Source organism: Zarconia sp., from assembly GCF_057467645.1.
In genome coordinates this window covers 12,464-30,877 of the sequence record NZ_JBRJXU010000102.1, presented here as the reverse complement: position 1 = coordinate 30,877, position 18,414 = coordinate 12,464, and the positions used below count along the sequence as shown (strand labels likewise).

The 18,414-nt window shown below is 51.5% G+C and carries 13 protein-coding genes; 8 read left to right on the top strand and 5 right to left on the bottom strand.

Annotated elements, in window-relative coordinates:
* Positions 1–103: 103 nt before the first annotated feature.
* Positions 104–2,608 (top strand): two-partner secretion domain-containing protein, encoded by a 2,505-nt coding sequence (locus tag AC2215_RS15250; protein ID WP_486810872.1) that lies wholly within the window; start codon positions 104–106, stop codon positions 2,606–2,608.
* A 23-nt stretch (positions 2,609–2,631) separates the two neighbouring features.
* Here AC2215_RS15250 and AC2215_RS15245 read toward each other — a convergent pair whose 3' ends face one another.
* The gene (locus tag AC2215_RS15245) at positions 2,632–2,781 is read right to left on the bottom strand and encodes a hypothetical protein (protein WP_486810871.1); all 150 of its coding nucleotides are present in this window, start codon (positions 2,779–2,781) and stop codon (positions 2,632–2,634) included.
* 6 nt (positions 2,782–2,787) lie between these two features.
* Between AC2215_RS15245 and AC2215_RS15240 the strand changes: the two genes are divergently transcribed.
* Positions 2,788–6,105, top strand: coding sequence for a S41 family peptidase (locus AC2215_RS15240; protein WP_486810870.1), 3,318 nt, complete (start codon positions 2,788–2,790; stop codon positions 6,103–6,105).
* A gap of 72 nt (positions 6,106–6,177) precedes the next feature.
* Positions 6,178–6,603: an ankyrin repeat domain-containing protein gene (locus tag AC2215_RS15235; protein ID WP_486810932.1), complete on the top strand. Its 426-nt coding sequence runs from the start codon at positions 6,178–6,180 to the stop codon at positions 6,601–6,603.
* A gap of 664 nt (positions 6,604–7,267) precedes the next feature.
* Here AC2215_RS15235 and mfd read toward each other — a convergent pair.
* On the bottom strand, positions 7,268–10,726 hold the full coding sequence (gene mfd, locus AC2215_RS15230) for a transcription-repair coupling factor (RefSeq protein ID WP_486810931.1): 3,459 nt from the start codon (positions 10,724–10,726) through the stop codon (positions 7,268–7,270).
* 557 nt (positions 10,727–11,283) lie between these two features.
* On the opposite strand from mfd, the gene AC2215_RS15225 reads away from it, so the two are divergent.
* From AC2215_RS15225 to ribH, 3 genes are all read left to right on the top strand, one after another.
* The gene (locus AC2215_RS15225) at positions 11,284–11,517 is read left to right on the top strand and encodes a 2Fe-2S iron-sulfur cluster-binding protein (RefSeq protein WP_486810869.1); all 234 of its coding nucleotides are present in this window, start codon (positions 11,284–11,286) and stop codon (positions 11,515–11,517) included.
* Positions 11,518–11,725: 208 nt separating this feature from the next.
* Complete coding sequence (psbZ, locus tag AC2215_RS15220) at positions 11,726–11,917, top strand: photosystem II reaction center protein PsbZ (RefSeq protein WP_486810868.1); 192 nt, start codon at positions 11,726–11,728, stop codon at positions 11,915–11,917.
* Positions 11,918–12,308: 391 nt separating this feature from the next.
* The gene (ribH, locus tag AC2215_RS15215; RefSeq protein WP_486810867.1) at positions 12,309–12,905 is read left to right on the top strand and encodes a 6,7-dimethyl-8-ribityllumazine synthase; all 597 of its coding nucleotides are present in this window, start codon (positions 12,309–12,311) and stop codon (positions 12,903–12,905) included.
* A gap of 62 nt (positions 12,906–12,967) precedes the next feature.
* Here the strand turns inward: ribH and AC2215_RS15210 are convergent, their stop codons facing one another.
* From AC2215_RS15210 to rpsF, 3 genes are all read right to left on the bottom strand, one after another.
* Positions 12,968–13,726: a circadian clock KaiB family protein gene (locus tag AC2215_RS15210; protein WP_486810866.1), complete on the bottom strand. Its 759-nt coding sequence runs from the start codon at positions 13,724–13,726 to the stop codon at positions 12,968–12,970.
* A gap of 146 nt (positions 13,727–13,872) precedes the next feature.
* Positions 13,873–15,186: a type IV pilus twitching motility protein PilT gene (locus tag AC2215_RS15205; RefSeq protein ID WP_486810865.1), complete on the bottom strand. Its 1,314-nt coding sequence runs from the start codon at positions 15,184–15,186 to the stop codon at positions 13,873–13,875.
* A 659-nt stretch (positions 15,187–15,845) separates the two neighbouring features.
* Positions 15,846–16,187, bottom strand: coding sequence for a 30S ribosomal protein S6 (rpsF, locus tag AC2215_RS15200; protein ID WP_486810864.1), 342 nt, complete (start codon positions 16,185–16,187; stop codon positions 15,846–15,848).
* Positions 16,188–16,741: 554 nt separating this feature from the next.
* Here rpsF and AC2215_RS15195 point away from each other — a divergent pair.
* Together AC2215_RS15195 and AC2215_RS15190 are read left to right on the top strand one after the other, a co-directional pair.
* Positions 16,742–17,542 carry a tryptophan-rich sensory protein gene (locus tag AC2215_RS15195; protein WP_486810863.1) on the top strand — a complete coding sequence of 267 codons (801 nt, stop codon included), beginning with the start codon at positions 16,742–16,744 and terminating at the stop codon, positions 17,540–17,542.
* Entirely contained in the window at positions 17,526–18,383 is an 858-nt protein-coding gene (locus AC2215_RS15190) for a DUF72 domain-containing protein (RefSeq protein ID WP_486810862.1), read from the top strand. The genes AC2215_RS15195 and AC2215_RS15190 overlap by 17 nt, the downstream gene beginning before the upstream one ends.
* Positions 18,384–18,414 lie beyond the last annotated feature (31 nt).

Here is an 18,414-nt window from a genome sequence, read left to right as displayed (position 1 = left end):
ATTTGGCAGACAATTGAAAGATCGAGCTTTATTTTGGGTGTGAGGCTCGATCGCCCTCCCAATCCCTAACCGGAGTCAACTCAATTCAACTTTCGGAGTCTTCATGAAGACCGCCAACTCCTCTTCTTGGCTACTATCTGCTGCCATTTGTGCTTTGTCAATCGCAACTCCTGCCAATGGGCAGATTACCCCCGATGCCACCTTACCCAACAATTCAGTGGTTCTTCCCAATGGCAACGTCCTCACCATTGAAGGGGGAACCCAAGCGGGGATGAATCTGTTTCACAGCTTTCAAGACTTTTCCATCTCTACGGGAAGCGAAGCCTTTTTCAACAATGCCCTGAGTATCGACAATATCATTACCCGCGTCACTGGAGGGAATCTTTCCGATATCGATGGGTTGATTCGTGCTAATGGGACGGCGAACTTGTTTGTGATGAATCCCAACGGCATCCAATTTGGACCTAATGCCAGATTGGAGATTGGGGGTTCATTTTTGGGGACAACGGCACGCAGCATTGAATTTGCCGATGGTATGGAATTTAGCGCAACAAACCCCTCTACCGCACCTTTGTTGACTGTCAGCGTACCTATCGGCTTGCAAATGGGGACTCATCCGGGTCGCATTCAAGTCCGAGGAGCCGGACATCAAGCAACCACTGCCATTCCGGGACTTACCCCGACCTCAATCAGCGAGTCGGTTTCCGGATTAGAGGTGGGAGGCGATCGAACTCTCGCATTCGTGGGAGGCAATATCGAGCTTTTAGGGGGTGTGTTAACCGCAGCCGGGGGAAATATTGAGTTGGGAAGCACGAGCGATACCACCGTCAGTCTCGAAGTGGCCTCCCAACAGATCGCTTTAAACTACGCTGATACCGCTCGCTTCGGTCAAATTTCTCTGTCTCAAAGGTCTCTGGTCAATGCTGGTGGCTTTCTCGCCGGGTCAATTCGAGTTCGTGGCAATCGAGTGAGCTTCAACGATAGTTCGCTGTTATGGATACAAAATGTGGGAACTCAGCCAGCCGGCAACATTGAAGTTTTTGCCTCAGAATTCTTGAGTCTAGACAATAGCAACCCAGAACTTCACGATCCCAACCTCGCTAGCGGATTGGTGAGCGAAACGCTGAATTTGGGTGCCGGTAGCGATATTCTGGTGAGTACTCCACAAGTTATTCTCGATCGAGGCGGTCAGATTCTCAGTGGCAGCTTTGCCGGAGGTGCGGGAGGTCATATTCTGGTTGAAGCCAGCGATCGCTTACAAATTCGTCGCTTGCTGCCAACGAACAACTTTGCCATGAGCCGAATTGGAACCCAGTCTGCCTCCTCAGCACCCGCTGGAAACCTGCGGGTTTCCACCCGAAATCTATCGCTTAATGATGGTTCTATTGCTTCGTTAACTTCAGGGCAAGGTTCCACCGGCCTGGTGGAGATCGACGCTGACACCATCGAAATCGCTGACAACCCCAATAATTCTTCTGCCGCACAAGGCAATATTGGTTCGATCGCAACAGGAGCTGGTAATGCCCAACCCACCATTTTCAACACTCGCATCCTATCGATTCGAGATGGTGCTGTTGTCTCCACCTCAAGTATTGCCGCTGGAAATGCGAGCAGTATCGTTATTAATGCCACCGAATCCGTGACAGTCAGTAACGTACCGGGAACCGTGACTCCGAGTCAAATTCGATCGAGCACCCTGGCTCCCGACTTCAGTGCTCAGCAAGTGTTTGGACTTTCCCCGATTCCCACGGGAAGCTCTGGTACGATCGAAATTAATACCCCCTTAATTGTGCTTTCTGGAGAAGGACAAATTAGCGTTCGCAACGAAGGTCTGGGGGATGCCGGAAATATCACCATCAATGCACAAGAGCTTGTCCTCAAACGAGCAAGTGGTATTACCGCGACGACGTTCTCAGGTCAGGGCGGTAATATTTTCGTACGAGTAGAAGGCTTACAATTGCTCGACAGCAGTCAGATCGATACAGAAGCAAGTCGTACGGGGAACGGCGGCAACATTGCTATCGATGCCAAGACCATCGCTCTCCTCGAAAACAGCCGCATTAATGCCAATGCCTTTGCTGGAGCAGGAGGAAACATCGATATTACCACGAGCGGTTTGTTTGTCTCCCCCAATAGCGGGATTACCGCGAGTTCCCAGTTCGGTCTCGATGGTACGGTTGTCATTAACAACCCGATCGTCAATCCGGCATCGGGGTTGGTGGCATTAGATGGCGACACCCTCAATCCCAATACCCAAATTCAAAATAGTTGCGAGATCGCCACTCGCAGTCGGTTCACTTTTACTGGAAGCGGAGGACTTCCCGAAGACCCCACCCAAAACTTCCTCGGACGAACGGTGTGGCGGGATACCCGTTTGGGGGAAATCCAAAGCCATTTAACCCCAAATCCAACAGAAGGTGAATCCGAAACATCTTCCATACCTACTGCACCGTTAGTCGAAGCCACGGGATGGAGATGGAACGATCTCGGGCACATTGAGTTAGTTGCCGCATCCCCGAGTCCATCCCATTCATCCTGGCAACCCCACCCAGAATGCAATACAACAACCCAGGTCACCTCCCACCCCGCTCTCCCAGAAGAGAAATGATAAGCTAGTGTACGCCAACTCGGTCAATTTGGGGTCAAACCTGTCGCTGCAGCCCACGAGGTGCGGACGAAGAAAGCAGATGAGGAAACGATCGGCGATCGCCCTTTTTTCCAACTTCCCCCATTGCCGACGGGTTTTTTATTGCGGCACTGACGGCTGCTATCAAACAGCAAATCTCCATGCCAACTACGATTTCCCCTCAACTCGGTTACTATCGCGAACCCACCATTAGTGGCGATCGAGTCGTTTTTGTCTGTGAGGACGATTTATGGAGCGTTCCCCTCGAAGGGGGCATCCCTCGCCGACTCAGTGCCAATTTAGGGGCGGTGTCTCGCCCGTTCCTTTCTCCCGACGGGACGCAATTGGCTTTTGTCGGCCACGAAGAAGGCAACATGGAAGTCTACTGGATGCCGGCGGTTGGGGGGGCGGCCCGGCGGCTGACCTATTTGGGGGCAAGGACGATGGTGGCTGGCTGGAGTCGAGATTCGGAATCGATTCTGGTCGCGAGTAATGCTGCCCAACCCTTTCGCGACATCTTCAATATCTACACCGTCTCTGGAGATGGGGGATTGCCCGAACGTTTGCCGGTGGGACTCGCCCATAATATCTCCTTTGGGGAAAACGGCGGCGTAGTTCTCGGGCGCAATACCCTGGATATCGCCCGGTGGAAGCGGTATCGGGGCGGTACGGCTGGGGCGATCTGGATCGATGCCGACGGGACGGGAGAGTTTCGCAAGCTTATCGATTTACCGGGGAATTTCGCCTCGCCGATGTGGGTGGGCGATCGGATTTACTTCATCTGCGATTACCAAGGCATCGGCAATCTCTACTCCTGCACCCCCGCCGGAGAAGATTTGCAACAACACACCCATTCCCGAGACTATTACGTTCGCAACGCCACCACCGACGGTCGCCGCATCGTCTATCAAATGGGGGGCGATTTATTCTATTTCGATGGGGAATCCGGGACGAACTCGCAAATTGAGATCGAGTTTCGATCGCCCCAAGTGCAACGCCAGCGCAAGTTTGTCGATGCCGACGACTTCCTCGAAGACTACGACATCCACCCCGAAGGCCATTCCACCCTAATTACCACCCGAGGACAAAGCTTCTATTTCAGTAACTGGGAAGGGGCGGCGATCCAAATCGGTCAACCCGAGGAAATCCGTTACCGCCTCACCCGCTGGCTCAAAAGCGGCGATCGCTTCGTCACGATTACCGATCGCGGCGGCATCGAAGCCCTGGAAATTCACCACAGCGATGGCGAGACACCCCCCGATCGTCTCGAAGGCTTAGATCTCGGCCGTACTCTTGAACTGGAAGTCTCTCCCACTGCCGATTGCGTCGCCCTCTCCAACCACCGCCACGAACTGATTTTAGTGGATTTGGAAACCCGCGAGAGCCGAGTTCTCGATCGCAGCGACGACGATCGCCTTGGCGGCTTCTGTTGGTCTCCCGACGGACGCTGGATCGCCTACAGTTGCGCCCAAAACCAGCAAACCTCCTCGATTAAAATCGTCCGGGTGGAAACCGGGGAAGTTCGTGCTCTGACGCCCCCCAGATTTCGCGATATTCGTCCCTCTTTCGACCCGGATGGCAAATTTATCTATTTCCTCTCTTGGCGCGAATTTAACCCGGTTTACGACAGTATTTACTTCGATTTGGGATTTCCGGGGGGAATGCGTCCGTTCCTGATTTCTTTGCAAAAAGAGACCCCCAATCCCTTCGTTCTCGCCCCCAAACCCCTCGCCAAGAAGAAGAAAGACGCAGACGAAATAGAGAAGTCCGAGGAAGAGAAATCCCAAGAATCCCCATCGGAGGAAGAGAAATCGGAAGCATCCCAATCTAGTGACAGTGAAGCCCCGGAGAAAAAATCCAAAGACGGCGACGAACCCAAACCGATCGAGATTAACTTCGATGGCATCGAACATCGCATCGTCGGGTTTCCCGTTCCAGAAGGGCGCTACCGGCAAATTTGGGGAATCCCGGGCAAAGTCCTCTTCAGTTCCGTTCCCATTCAAGGCAGCTTGAGTCACCTGGGGGCTAACTCCGATTCGGCAGGGAAAGTGACGATCGAACAGTACGATTTTGACGAACAAAAGCAGGAAACGATCGCCTCAGATATCAGTAGTTTTAAAGTTGCCCGCGATAACGAAACCCTGATTTATCGCTCGCGATACCGGTTGCGGGTGCGTTCTCTAAAAGGGGCCGGTTCCGATTCCGGGGAGAAAAAATCCGGTCGTCAAAGCGGTTGGCTGGACTTGTACCGCGTGCGAGTGGCGGTAATTCCCCCTCGGGAATGGCGGCAGATGTTTGGGGAAATCTGGCGATTGCAGAAAGAACATTTCTGGACGGAAGATATGTCCGGGGTGGATTGGGAGAAGGTGAAAAATCGCTATCTCCCGTTGCTCGATCGGGTTTCGACGCGATCGGAATTTTCCGACTTGATTTGGGAGATGCACGGCGAACTGGGAACCTCTCACGCCTACGAAATGGGGGGCGACTACCGCTGGCCGCCGAACTACTACCTGGGCTTCCTGGGGGCGGATTTTTCCTACGATGGCGATGCGAATGCCTACCGAATCGATCGCATCGTTCGCGGGGATTCCTGGCAGGATGGCATGGATTCTCCCCTCAACGGCATCGGGTTGAACATCCAACCGGGCGATCGTTTATTAGCGGTAGGCGGACAGCCTTTAGAGGCGAATCTACCCCCGCAAGCGCTACTCGTCCACCAATCGGACTGTGAAGTCACCCTCACCTTCGCCGGAACGGATGCTGAGGAAAAGCGCACCGTGACGGTGAAAACCCTCACCGGCGAAACTCCCCTCCGATATCGGGAATGGGTGGAACGCAATCGCCAGTACGTTGCCGATGCCACCGGAGGACGGGTGGGATACGTCCACGTTCCAGATATGGGCCCTCACGGGTATGCGGAGTTTCACCGCTATTATTTTGCCGAGGTGTCCAAGGAAGGGTTAATTGTCGACGTGCGCTTCAATGGCGGCGGCCACGTCTCCCAGTTGATTTTGGAAAAATTGGCGCGGCAGCGATTGGGATATGACGTTCCTCGGTGGGGCAAACCGCGATCGTACCCCGATGACGCACCGATGGGACCGATGGTCGCCGTGACGAACGAATATGCGGGTTCCGATGGGGATATTTTCAGCCATTGCTTTAAGTTGATGAAGCTGGGAACCCTAATTGGCAAGCGCACCTGGGGGGGAGTGATTGGCATTTGGCCGCGCCATCCGATGGTGGATGGAACGGTGGTGACGCAGCCGGAGTTTTCGTTCTGGTTTACCGATGTGGGTTGGGGGGTGGAAAACTATGGTACCGACCCGGATATTGAGGTGGAAATGGCGCCCCAGGACTGGGTTCGCGGCAACGATCGACAATTAGATGTGGCGATCGAGCAAATTCTAGCGAAGTTGACGGCAAATCCGGTGCAGTTACCGAATTTTGGCGATCGGCCTCGGTTGACGCTGCCGGAATAGGGCGATCGTGAAAAATTAAGATGCGATCGAATTCAAGAATCAAGTGAGACAAATTAAAATTCGCTTTTCTGGATTGTATGGAAAACAATCGAGATTTTACTTCAAGCAGGAGCCAATTGCGAGATTCGAGATGAGTTATACGGTTATGGTTGGACGCCGTTAATGAGAGGAGCTTCGGGCGCGCAATATCGAGCAGTTGAAGCATTAATTAATGGGAGTGTCAATGTTAACTCTTGCGATTTTCAGGGTGCAAATTCTCTCATGATTGCCATCAGTCACTTTCCTCACTATTTTGATGAAAACTGCTTCGATTTCAGACCGAAAAATATGACCTTATACGAGCAACTCTGCAAAACTACTAAAATTTTGATTTCTGCTGGGATAAAAATCGAGCATCAAGATCGATTAGGCAATACGGCATTACAACTTGCCACGGAGAAACATTTGAGAAAGCTAGAATTCTTACTAAACTCTGCTCGGTTATCGCAGTTGCTATAGCTCTCATCGTACTTCTTCTCTTCGTTACTTTAGGAAAGTACCCTAGGGGTCAACAGCCGTTGACCCCTACTTCAAAACTCGCCCTCTCGGAATGACTATAATGTTTATTTTCCTAAAAATTGCGAGGTATAGCACTACGCAAATGCGCGTTTGACACGACTATCTCTGTATTCCCCTCGGGGTGTTGAGCAATTTTTCTGAATGTCCTAACGGACTTGCGTAACGCTATAACTCTTTTCCAAAATGCGCTCGAATCACAAGAAAATTTGCAAGATAGGAATTACTTTTAACTTTTACTCAGAAGAAAACTTAAAGCATCGAGCGATTGCTCTTTTTAAGCCTATCTTTAAGAAAGGTCAAGTTTGATAAGTATTTATCAATATTCTGATATAGTTAAACTATAACATAAAAAAACATCAAAATTTCAATCATCATGTTAAGCCCAAAGTGCCCGTGCTGTTCGGATACTCTTCTTCGTCATATTCGAGCGCATAAGGTGTATTGGTTCTGTTGTCATTGCTACCAAGAAATGCCCAACTTAGATCGAGATCCCGCTCCCAAAACGTTATCGTTTGCCCCGGTTATGAGTCTGGCAAAATAAACCCACTCCTCACTTTCAAGTCACCCTATTTTTTCCCAATACTCTCGAAACACCCCTGGGAGCCTAAGCCGTTTCTTCTGCATCTTGACGGTAATGTTCGCGAGCGATACAACCTAACCACTCAATTAGACTCTCCAACTGCTTCTCCGGGGCAAGAACCCCCAATCCCCGTACCGTCACTTTACTCGGCGTATATACGAAGCGAGATTGCAAATGTTTCGGTAAATGGGGTTTGAGTAAATTCCACGCCGGTTCTTCCATTGGCGTTTCCAAGATAACGTGCTGTTTTCCCTCCGGTTTGATGCGCGAAAATGCCAGTTTCTTTGCCACTTGCTTGAGTTCCATCACCCGTAACAGTTGATTCGCCCCCGTGGGAATTGTTCCGTAGCGATCGCACCAATCCGCGGCAATTTGCGTCAATTCTTCCCGAGAACGCGCCGTCGCAACTGCCCGGTAAGCCGCCATCTTCTGGTCGAGATCGAGAATGTAATCCGTGGGAATATAAGCCGTCAAACTTAAATCGATTTGAGTATCGTCCACTTTGGGAATTTCTTGACCCTGAATATCTCGAATCGCCTCCTCCAACATTTCCATATACAAATCGAAACCGATGGCGTTCATCTGCCCCGATTGTTGCGCCCCCAGGAGGTTCCCCACGCCGCGAATTTCCATATCCCGGACTGCGAGTTGATAACCCGAACCCAGTTGGCTGAACTCCTGCAACGCCCGCAGCCGCTTCTGGGCTACCTCCGACAGGCTCTTTTGGCGGGGATAAAATAACCAGGCATGGGCTTGAATGCCCGCCCGTCCGACGCGCCCCCGGAGTTGGTAGAGTTGGGAGAGGCCGAATTTTTGGGCATCTTCGATCAGAATCGTGTTCACGCGGGGAATATCCAATCCCGATTCGATGATGGTGGTACACACCAAAACGTCCGCTTCCCCGGAACTAAACGCGAGCATAATCGATTCTAATTCCGCCGCATCCATCTGTCCGTGGGCGACGGCAAGTCGGGCGCTGGGAACCATTTCTCGGATTTTCGCCGAAGTTTCTTCAATCCCCTCAATCCGGGGCACCACGTAAAACACCTGTCCGCCGCGATTGAGTTCTTGGGAAACGGCACTGCGAATGGTTTCCCAGTCCTGGGCAGATAGATGGGTTTTAATCGGGCGACGGGAAGGAGGCGGGGTAGCAATCAAACTCATTTCTCGAATGCCCGAAAGCGACATATACAATGTCCGAGGAATCGGCGTTGCCGTGAGGGTGAGGACATCAATTTGCGTTTTCAGGGTTTTAATTTTCTCCTTCTGATTCACCCCAAATCGCTGTTCTTCATCGATAACGAGCAACCCTAAATTGGCAATTTTGACGCTTTTTCCCAGCAGTTGGTGGGTGCCGACAATCACATCGAGTTCCCCGGTTTCCAAACGCTGCAAAATATCCTTCTTTTCCCGTCCCGTCCGAAATCGATTCAACAATCCCACTTGAATTGGATAGGGTGCAAAGCGTTCCTTGAGGGTGTGATAGTGCTGTTGGGTTAAAATCGTCGTCGGTGCGAGCATCGCCACTTGTTTGCCCGCCGTCACCGCTTTGAAAATCGCCCGTACGGCCACCTCGGTTTTACCAAATCCCACATCCCCGCACACCAGCCGATCCATGGGACGATCGCTCTCCATATCCCGCTTTACATCTTGAGTGGCTTTAAGTTGATCGGGGGTGGCTTGATAGGGAAACGAATCTTCGAGTTCCTGCTGCCAGGGCTGGTCGGTACCAAAGGCAAATCCCGTTTGCTGGGCGCGTTTGGCATAGAGTTCGAGCAAATCGAAGGCCAACTTTTTGATAGATTTTTGAACCTTCTTCTTGGTATTTTCCCAAGCTTTTCCCGAAAGTTTGTTGAGTTGGGGTTTGCCTTCCCCCGTGCGGCGAAATCGAGATAGAGAGCCCAGTTGATCGGCCGCCACCCGCAACGTACCATCGGTATATTTAAGGACTAAATACTCGCGGGTTTTGTTGTTGACGCTAAAGCTTTCTAACTTGATGAACTGCCCCACACCGTGGCTTTTGTGAACCACGTAATCCCCCGGTTGCAGTTTGTTGGGATCGACCTGTTTGGAAACGGCGCGGCGGCGCTTGCGGACGTAGGTGGGGGTGGCGAGGGTGTGCTGCCCGAAAAATTCGCGATCGCTCACCAAAACCATCCGCAGCGTCGGTAACACAAATCCTTCCATCTCCGCCAAACCGGAGTACTTGAGGGCGACGGGGGTATGGTGCAGTTGGTTGCGATCGATGGCTTGATAGTCGCGGGAGTTGGGAACGTACTGGGCGGGGCAGTCGTGTTCTTGCAGTAGGGCAACGGCGCGACTGGGTTGGGCGGAGGCAAGGAATACCGTAAAGCCCCGATCGCGTTCCGCCCGCAAAATCTCGGCAATTTTGGCAAACTGATGGGGCAAGGTGGGAACCTGACGGCTGGCGAGATCGAACGCCCCGCCATCGGCTACGGATAACTCGGACAAATCCAGACGTTGGAATTCAATCCCCGTGAGGGATTCGTCTAAGGGGCGATGGAGTTTGGGCACTTCAATGGGGGTTTGCAACTCCTGCCACTGTTCCTCGACATGTTCGATCCATCGATCGCTGTGGGCGCGACATTGGAGAGGTTCGTCGATCGCGACTAGGGTATTTTCGAGCAAATAATCGAGAATAGAGGCGGGTTTGTCAAAAGCCACTCCCAACAGGGCAATCGGAGAGATGGGGTGAGTCTCTTCAGCATCGGAGGGCAACCACTCTTCGATGTCATCTCCCAACACCCCCTTCACGATCGCTGTAAATTGCGTCGGTGTCAGAACTAACTGGGAAATTTTATCTAACGAACGCTGAGTGGTGGGATCGAACTCCCGAATTTTCTCCAACTCGTCCCCAAACCATTCCAAGCGAACCGGAAACTCCGAGGAGACGGGGAAAACATCGACGATATCCCCGCGACGACTCCACTGTCCCTCCATTTCCACCAACGCTACCCGATCGTATCCCAACTCGGCTAAGCGGAGATCGACAGCTTTCGAGTCTAGGGAAATCCCCGCTTTCAACTCGAAACAAGACGCTCGAAAGACCTCCGGCGGCGGGAGGTGGGGTTGCAAGGCTCGCTGGGTGGTGATAATAGCAACGGGGCGATGTTCGCCCTCACTCGATCGATTGACTAAATCCGCCAACACCTGCATTTGCCCCCAAGTCATCTCATCGGAGGTATAGGGTTCGTAGGGGGAAGCCTCGCTGGTGGGGTAGAAATGAACCGTTTGCCATCCCATGGCTTCGAGTTGCGCCGCCCAACGTCCCGCTTCTTCAAGGGTTGCGGCGATCGCACACAAGTGATGCTGCTGTTTCTGGGCGAGTGCCGAGGCGACTAACCCCTTGGGCAATCGAGGCACCCCTTCAAGCTGGAGATAGCGGTTTCGATCGAGCTTACTGTGGAGTTCGCCAGTCAAGGGCGAGCGGGCAATAGTGCGAACGATGGAGGAGAAAGACATACTCGAGTCTGGGGAGAATGCGGAAGCGGGGAATTTGCAGGGGGCAAACGGAACAGAGGCGATCGGATAGACGAAATCTTTGAGGTAGCGTATCGATCGCCAACAGGCACAAACCATGCCGATTCTGAAATAGCGATCGGCTCTTGGAGCAAAGGCTGCTCTTTTATGATTCGATTTTATTATTCACGCCACGTGCAACTTTATGTCAAGTCACGTGATGACGAAGAGGGGATAGAAGGCATTTCCCCTTTTCCTAAGCTTTGTCAGGTTTTAAATCCTTTAAGTTGCACCGAGGCGTGATTCGAGGAGTGGGTTGCCGTTGTCGATGCCCTTAATTCCATCTAAAGTGAAAGGTATAGAGCAAGACGCTCGCGAACGAGTGAAAAAATGCGATCGATAACACCCATTCGCGCAACCCAAATCCGTTCGCCCCATTCATTGCGAGATTGAGAAGTGTGAGGACATCGCGAGTTGAAATTTGTCATTCAGTTGTCATTACCGTCCTGAATACAGAGATAAAATCTAACACTTAACATCTAATATTCACAAACTCGATCGTGAAAATTCAATTTTTACCCGATGATGTCACCGTTGAAGCCCAAGCGGGAGAACCCCTACTCGAAGTTGCCCGGCGGGCGGGTGTTTCAATTCCGACAGGATGTTTGATGGGTTCGTGTCACGCCTGCGAAGTCGAACTCGATGACGGAGAAGCCATTTGCGCCTGTATTTCCGCCGTTCCAGCCGGACGAGAGACGATAACGGTGAATCTTTATATCGATCCGACCTGGTAGGGTAGGCGGGGGGACAAGGGGACAAAGGGGGAGAAAATGCGCGCATTTCCCATTCCCCATTCCCCATCCCTTCACCAAGAATTCGAGGCAGATTCTCCGAGCGGGACGCGATTTGACGTAGAATAGATCGATACTTCCAACATTCACGTGCGATGGCGATCGTATCCATGGAAGTGAGTCGAAACCGTATTAAAACTCAATTCGAGAAATGCTGACAATCTTATTTCAATTTGCACTTACCGGTTTAGTCGTATTGTCCTTCATCATGGTGGTTGGCGTTCCCGTCGCCTACGCTTCTCCCCAAAACTGGGACCAGTCTAAGCCCCTGCTTTACGTCGGTTCTGGTGCTTGGATCGTGCTCGTCCTGCTGGTGGGAATCTTAAATTACCTGGTTGTTTAGGCAAGGTTGCCCTCAAGAACTCGGGTCGCTCTCTCGAAATTTGACAACCCAAAATTCGCCCTTGCACCCGATGTTTGCCCCACGGTCGAACCGCGCGGGCAATTCCTTATCTTGAAGTTCGTTCGCGACGGCACTCTTCGTCTTAGACTTACCTGCTTTTTCCGTCGGAACCTTCAACCAAAAGTTACTCCACCAAAAACGAATCGAGTTATTCTTACGATCGAGGTGAGTAACGATCGCATGCAAGCGCTCCATCGTCAAAAGACGCTCGACCCTACGCAATCGGGTCTTTTGACGTAGTGAAAGCACCGACGACGTCTTTCTGAGGACTTTTCAATAACTTCTCGATTCCCAATATTCCCCTGACTTGGAGTCAAACCTCCCCTCGCTCATGACTGTTTTTGAAGGCACATTTGCCACTAACGCTCGATTTCGATTTGCGATCGTCATTGCCCGCTTCAATGACTTAGTGACCGGCAAACTCTTGGCGGGATGTCAAGATTGTTTGAAACGCCACGGCGTCGATGTCGATCCCAACGGCACTCAGGTCGACTATGTATGGGTACCTGGATGTTTTGAAGTGTCCATGGTGGCGAACCAACTCGCCCGAAGCAATCGCTACGATGCCATTATTTGCTTGGGGGCGGTGATTCGCGGACAAACGCCACACTTCGATTACGTTGCCGGCGAGGCAGCAAAAGGCGTTGCTGCTGCTGGGTTTCAGACGGGAGTGCCCGTGATTTTCGGCATCGTCACCACCGATACGATGCAGCAAGCCTTAGAACGTGCTGGAATTAAGAGTAATCTCGGCTGGAGTTACGCCATGAATGCTCTGGAGATGGCGAGTTTGATGCAAGAAGTCAAACAGATTTCCAACTCCGATGGCTATGGCGAGATTCCCTCGGATAAGCCGTCCCAAAGTTTACCGGCTTCTACTTACGGCGAAGCCTCGGGAGTTTTCGTGGAGTCGGAAACCTCATCGACTTGAGGCTCTTTTCCCATTAGACATCTATGTGCGAAAGTCGAAGGATCGTCATCAACGGCGATCGTTTACGATTTGAGAGAGTTGAGCAGACTCAACAGTTTACTCTCGCTATCCAAATCCCCGACAATGCGTCGTATAGGGTGAGGCCAGACGCGAATCAATGTCGGTGTAGCCGAAACCCGCTCGGCTTCGGCTTGTTCTGGATGCTTCAAGATATCGATCACTTTTAGGGTATAGGGTTGACCCAAATGTCGATCTAAAAGTTGGTGTAAATTTAACAGGGTTTGTTCCACCGCTAAGCTGCGGCCGCTGATAAATAAGTGCAGGACGTATCCGCTTACATCCAGAGCCAAGTCATCTGTGGGTTCGGGTTCTGGAAACATTCCCCGAGCCGGCTGTGTCGATTGCACCCGTACCACCAGATCGTGATTTTCCCAGAGTTGGGGACAGGCCGTTCGATAGGTAGAGACGACGAGGGGATCGCATAATTTAGAGGTGTCAGTACTGACTTGCCAAATCTCGTCATCGGTCCCGAATACCGCATTGAGCAACGGACGATATCGCAATGCAGGGGGATAGGCTTCGGCAAACACCTTGACTTGCTGAGTTTGGGGGTCGAGCCATCGATCGAGCGTCGCACCGTAGCAAGGCAGCAAAAAGTGAGGAGGTTCCGACAAACCCAAGCGTTCTTGAACCGCTGCACATAAGTGTAAATGCCATCGATTTTGTTTGTTGGGATCGATGCAATAGAACAAATCTCCCCCAGGGGTAAACAGAGCAATGCCCTTAAATAACTGGGGGAGAGGAGTACGATCTGAATTCATGGGTGGCAAAGAGCGATCGCAGTAGGAGAGAACAAAAATCAATAAGAAATCAATGAGAACTCATCTCTATTGTGTTAGAAGTTCTAACTTCTGACTTCTATGGTTTTATTGCTCGCCGGTACGATCGTCAACTCCGATGTTCGCGCTTACAAGCGACCGCGTAGGAACTGAGCCATTTCGTTCGGGGTCGGCGATTTATCGAGAGCCGTTTCTTCCGTGATGCGACCTTCTTGATAGAGTCCCAACAAAGCCTTATTCATTGTCGTCATCCCATCGAATTCCGATCGCAGCATCACTTGGGTGATTTCTTCCATTTGCCCTTGAATGACGTATTCTTTAATCGCATCCGTTGCAATGAGAATATCGTGGAAAGCCGCTCGTTTGCCATCGGTGGTTTTACACAAACCTTGAGCGACAATAGCGACCAACGATTCCGATAGTGCCACCCGGAAAGCCGGTTGCTCGGCAGGGGGGAACATCCCCATGACCCGCTCGATGGTTTTGACCGCACTGTTGGTGTGCAGGGTTCCCATCACTAAGTGACCGGTGGAGGCAGCCTTCAGAGCAATATTCATGGTTTCTTTATCCCGAATTTCCCCCACCAGAATCAAATCGGGATCTTCCCGTAGGGCCGCCTTGAGAGCGTTAAAAAACTTCAGGGTGTTCCGACCGACTTCCCGGTGTTTGATGAGCGACTTTTTACTCTTATGAACGAATTCGACCGGGTCTTCAATCGTAATAATATGGTGCGCCTTATTTCGATTGATATAATCGATCATCGCTGCCATGGTCGTTGATTTACCCGAACCCGTCGGTCCCGTGACCAAAATTAGACCCTTGTGGTGATCGAGGCTGATATTCTTAAAGACTTCCGGGAGTTTGAGCTGTTCTAAAGTTAAAATTTCGCACCCGATCAGTCGCAACACCATCGCCGGACCGTTCGTAGAATCGAAAACGTTAATCCGGATGCGAACGAAGCCTAAATCTGCGGCACCGTCAAAATCGAGATTTTCTTGGAATTGACGAATCTCATCATCGGTCATGATTTCCCGCAACCAACTCATGAAGGTATCTAAGTCGGTTACAGGCCAGTCCGTGATTTCGATATCACCGCGCTGTCGCATGCGCGGGGCTTCCCCGACACCAACGTGAACGTCGGAAATTCCTTCTTTGTCGGCATATCGGACGATTTCCGTCAACGTTGGGTGTCCCGGACTCGGACCCGCGCCTCGCCTGGGAGTTGCGGCGGCTTTTGGCGCAGCTGCTGCTGGGGGTGGAGCCGCTGGGGGTGGAGCCGCTGGGGGTGGGGCCGCTGGAGGAGCAGAAGGCGGCGGTGCGGGAGGTCGTCCGGCCACTGGCGGTGGTGCGGGAGGTCGTCCGGGCATCGGAGGGGCCGGAGGACGGGGAGGCATGGGACGACCCGACGGTGGCGGGGGAATCGGTGGACGCGATTGTGTCATAATATATGTTCCTGAGCAAAGCAGTGGTCGCGCTTGCATGGTTTGACGGGCGCGATCGAGTCGGAAGCAATAGCCGTATTCTTGGTTGCCAGTGACCGTTCAAAGTCCAGATTTAACCGAGCTCGGTTCTGGGCTTGGGTTAAGTCACCCAAAGCAACTCAAAGAATTGTCAAAAAAGACGTTGTCGCATGATTCGCCAACTTGGCCAACACGCAGTTGTAGCTCGATCGGCTCGTTTTTCGAGATAGACTTCGATATACTCCTCGAAAGATGAGGAGAAAATTCGCTCCTCTTGCGATTGACCTAACCAATTCTATTCCAACCTGGAACCTTGCGAATACCGACAAGATTTGCGGTTGTGGTTCTACAAAACTAATGTAACTCCGATCGACACGATAACAGTATCGGAGATTACGTAAGTATGGGGCAATGGACAATGGACAATTGACAATGAGTCAGTTTTCACGAGATTCTGACCCCCCACATCCTTTCCCTTTTTCTCTCAAGAGGACTGGCACAAAAAAAGAGCCACGAACGACTCAAAAAGCGATGCAGACGTTCGTGACTTAGATGGCGATCGCATTACCCCAAAAGTAAAATACGATCGCGATGTTGACCTTGAAATTGAAAAAAATGGCTTCGAGTTTACCGCGATGGATTTACTCTTCGGCGGACTCTTCGGTTTCGGTGGCTTCCTCAGGAACTGGCTGGAGAAGGGTAAGATAGCGAATCACTTCCTCGCTCATTTTCATCGAGCGTTCCATCGCCGCAATGCAAGTACCGGGACCGGTGTAATTCATTTGGATGTAAACGCCATCCCGATGCTTGTTAATTTCATAAGCAAGGCGGCGCTTTCCACGATGCTGAATCTCGAGTTTTTCAGCACCGAGATCGGTGAGGAGGGTGCGATATTTTTCGATGGTTTGTTCCGTGCGTTCTTCCCCAAGATCGGGACGCAGGATGTACATCGTTTCGTAAACAGTAGCTTTTGGTTTTCCCATGAGGAGATTTTTTCCTTGTGGACGATTTGGCTTCAGAGCGAGCTTAGAGGTTTGGATGGCGCTTGAAGCAAGGACTATTCATTCTACCAGATAGCTCGATGCCAGGGAGATTCTCTTTTTTCTAGCGGTTCTCACACTGATGAGGTACAGAGTTTCTCGATTGAGGGAATGGGGAACGGGGAATCGGAAATGGAATTTGGGTGTACCTCACAAGGTGCGAGAATTGCCAGATCGCTTTTTTCGAGAGCATCGACCGTTCGATGGAGTGGACTCGCGGTTTACAGAGGGGAAAACCTCACAGAGATCGCTGCACCTTCGTCACAACCAACAGCTTTTTACCCGATCGAAGAGTCTCTCCAAACGACACTACATCTAGAGTTCAAGATAAAATCCTCAAATTCTGCACTCCATTGGTAGATTGAATTGCCACAAAAAACGAAATTCAATTTGGAAGATTTTGCCAGAAATTTCCCAAAAATTGCCAATCCTTGAGATAACTTGGAAAAATTTATCTAAAATACAGAGAAGTCCGTTCGACGATCGACTCGATAAACATGATGAAACGCCGCTTCGATCGAGATTTTGCCAGACAAGTTTCGACACTCGCTTCTATCTTAGCCGCCTTCTTTATTAATATCTGGTCAAATCTCAATCCGATTGGCGGTCTCACCATTGGAGAAATTTCAAATACTCTCCTCGGTGGCGTACTCGTGACTCCAGCCAATTACGCATTTGCCATTTGGGGTCTCATTTACTTGGGGTTAATCGGATTAGGCATTTACCAGCTTCAGAAATCTCAACGAACCCACCGCGATTTTCGGAAGCTGGGCTATCTTTTAGTCGTCAGTAGTATGGCTCAGATTCTCTGGGTCTTTCTATTTCAATGGCGCTTTTTCGGACTCTCCCTCGGGGCAATGGTCGTCATCTTGCTACCTTTAATTGCGGCATATCGGACATTGGGAGTCGGGAAAAAGCTCGTTCCCCTCAAATTCAAATGGCTCGTTCACATTCCCACTAGCATTTATTTGGCTTGGATTAGCGTGGCGACGATCGTCAATGTCGCGATCGCCCTGTACGCTACGAGCTGGTCTGGATGGGGTATCCCACCGGAAATCTGGACGGCTGGGATGGTTGTCGTTGCAGGGTTTTTGGGCGCGATCGTGGTGTGGCGACGGCGAGATTTGGCGTTTCCGGGGGTGGTGGTTTGGGCGTTGGTGGCGATCGCCATTCGCCATACTGAGATTCCGACGATCGCCATTGCCGCCATCGGCAGCGCGATCGGATTATCGATCTGGGTGGGATTCAGGGTGTTTCGCACTCAAAAAGGATGGAAAAATTATGGACGTTCGCTTTAAACTCGGCTGTGCTGTTTGGGCCTATCGCGGTTGGCTGGGAGACTTTTATCCAACGGGCAGTCGAACGAACGATTTTTTAAATCTCTACAGTCATCGCTTCACCACGGTGGAAGGAAACACGACCTTTTATGCCATCCCGGACTGGCAAACGGTGCGGCGCTGGCACCTCGAAACTCCTGATGACTTTGAATTTTGCTTGAAGTTACCGCGCGAGTGTACCCATCGCGGTTTGTTGCAACCCGCTATTGAGGACTCGTTGCGATTTTTAGAGCATATGGAAGGGTTGGGGGATAAACTCGGACCGGTGTTCGCGCAGTTACCTCCCACCTACGGACCGGAATATCTCGCGGATTTAGAAGCCTTTCTCGAAGCCTTGCCGGAAAATGTGCCCTTCGCCCTGGAAGTGCGACATCCCGACTGGTTCCTCGAACCGTACGCCCGTCAACTCAACGCCATCCTTGAAGGGTTAGGAGTTGGGCGCGTTATCCTCGACACTCGCCCGATTTACAGTGGCGATGACGACCCCCAAGCCAACTCCAACCGGCGCAAACCGGACTTACCGGTACAGCCGATCGTCACCGCCGATTTTACCCTCATCCGCTTCATCAGCCACCCGGAACCATCGCAGAACGAGCGATTTTTGCGAGAATGGGTCAGCCGATTGGAGGAATGGTTGCAGCAAGGCACGCGGGTGTATTTCTTCGTTCACTGTCCCCTGGAAGAGCGCTCTCCAAGTACGGCGCGAGACTTCTGGCACTTACTCGAAGCCAGAGGAATTAGCCTTCCTCCCCTGCCTTGGGATCGCGTCGAACAGCCCCCGTTGCAACTGAGTTTGTTTTGAGGGGTGGGCGGTTTTTAGAAAACCCGAGCGT

What these genes read in the sequence shown, in the direction of transcription:
- AC2215_RS15250 (WP_486810872.1), top strand. Translation starts at nt 104, where the DNA reads ATGAAGACCGCCAACTCCTCTTCTTGGCTACTATCTGCTGCCATTTGT.
- AC2215_RS15240 (WP_486810870.1), top strand. Translation starts at nt 2,788, where the DNA reads ATGCCAACTACGATTTCCCCTCAACTCGGTTACTATCGCGAACCCACC.
- mfd (WP_486810931.1), bottom strand. Translation starts at nt 10,726, where the DNA reads ATGTCTTTCTCCTCCATCGTTCGCACTATTGCCCGCTCGCCCTTGACT.
- psbZ (WP_486810868.1), top strand. Translation starts at nt 11,726, where the DNA reads ATGCTGACAATCTTATTTCAATTTGCACTTACCGGTTTAGTCGTATTG.
- ribH (WP_486810867.1), top strand. Translation starts at nt 12,309, where the DNA reads ATGACTGTTTTTGAAGGCACATTTGCCACTAACGCTCGATTTCGATTT.
- AC2215_RS15210 (WP_486810866.1), bottom strand. Translation starts at nt 13,726, where the DNA reads ATGAATTCAGATCGTACTCCTCTCCCCCAGTTATTTAAGGGCATTGCT.
- AC2215_RS15205 (WP_486810865.1), bottom strand. Translation starts at nt 15,186, where the DNA reads ATGACACAATCGCGTCCACCGATTCCCCCGCCACCGTCGGGTCGTCCC.
- rpsF (WP_486810864.1), bottom strand. Translation starts at nt 16,187, where the DNA reads ATGGGAAAACCAAAAGCTACTGTTTACGAAACGATGTACATCCTGCGT.
- AC2215_RS15195 (WP_486810863.1), top strand. Translation starts at nt 16,742, where the DNA reads ATGATGAAACGCCGCTTCGATCGAGATTTTGCCAGACAAGTTTCGACA.
- AC2215_RS15190 (WP_486810862.1), top strand. Translation starts at nt 17,526, where the DNA reads ATGGACGTTCGCTTTAAACTCGGCTGTGCTGTTTGGGCCTATCGCGGT.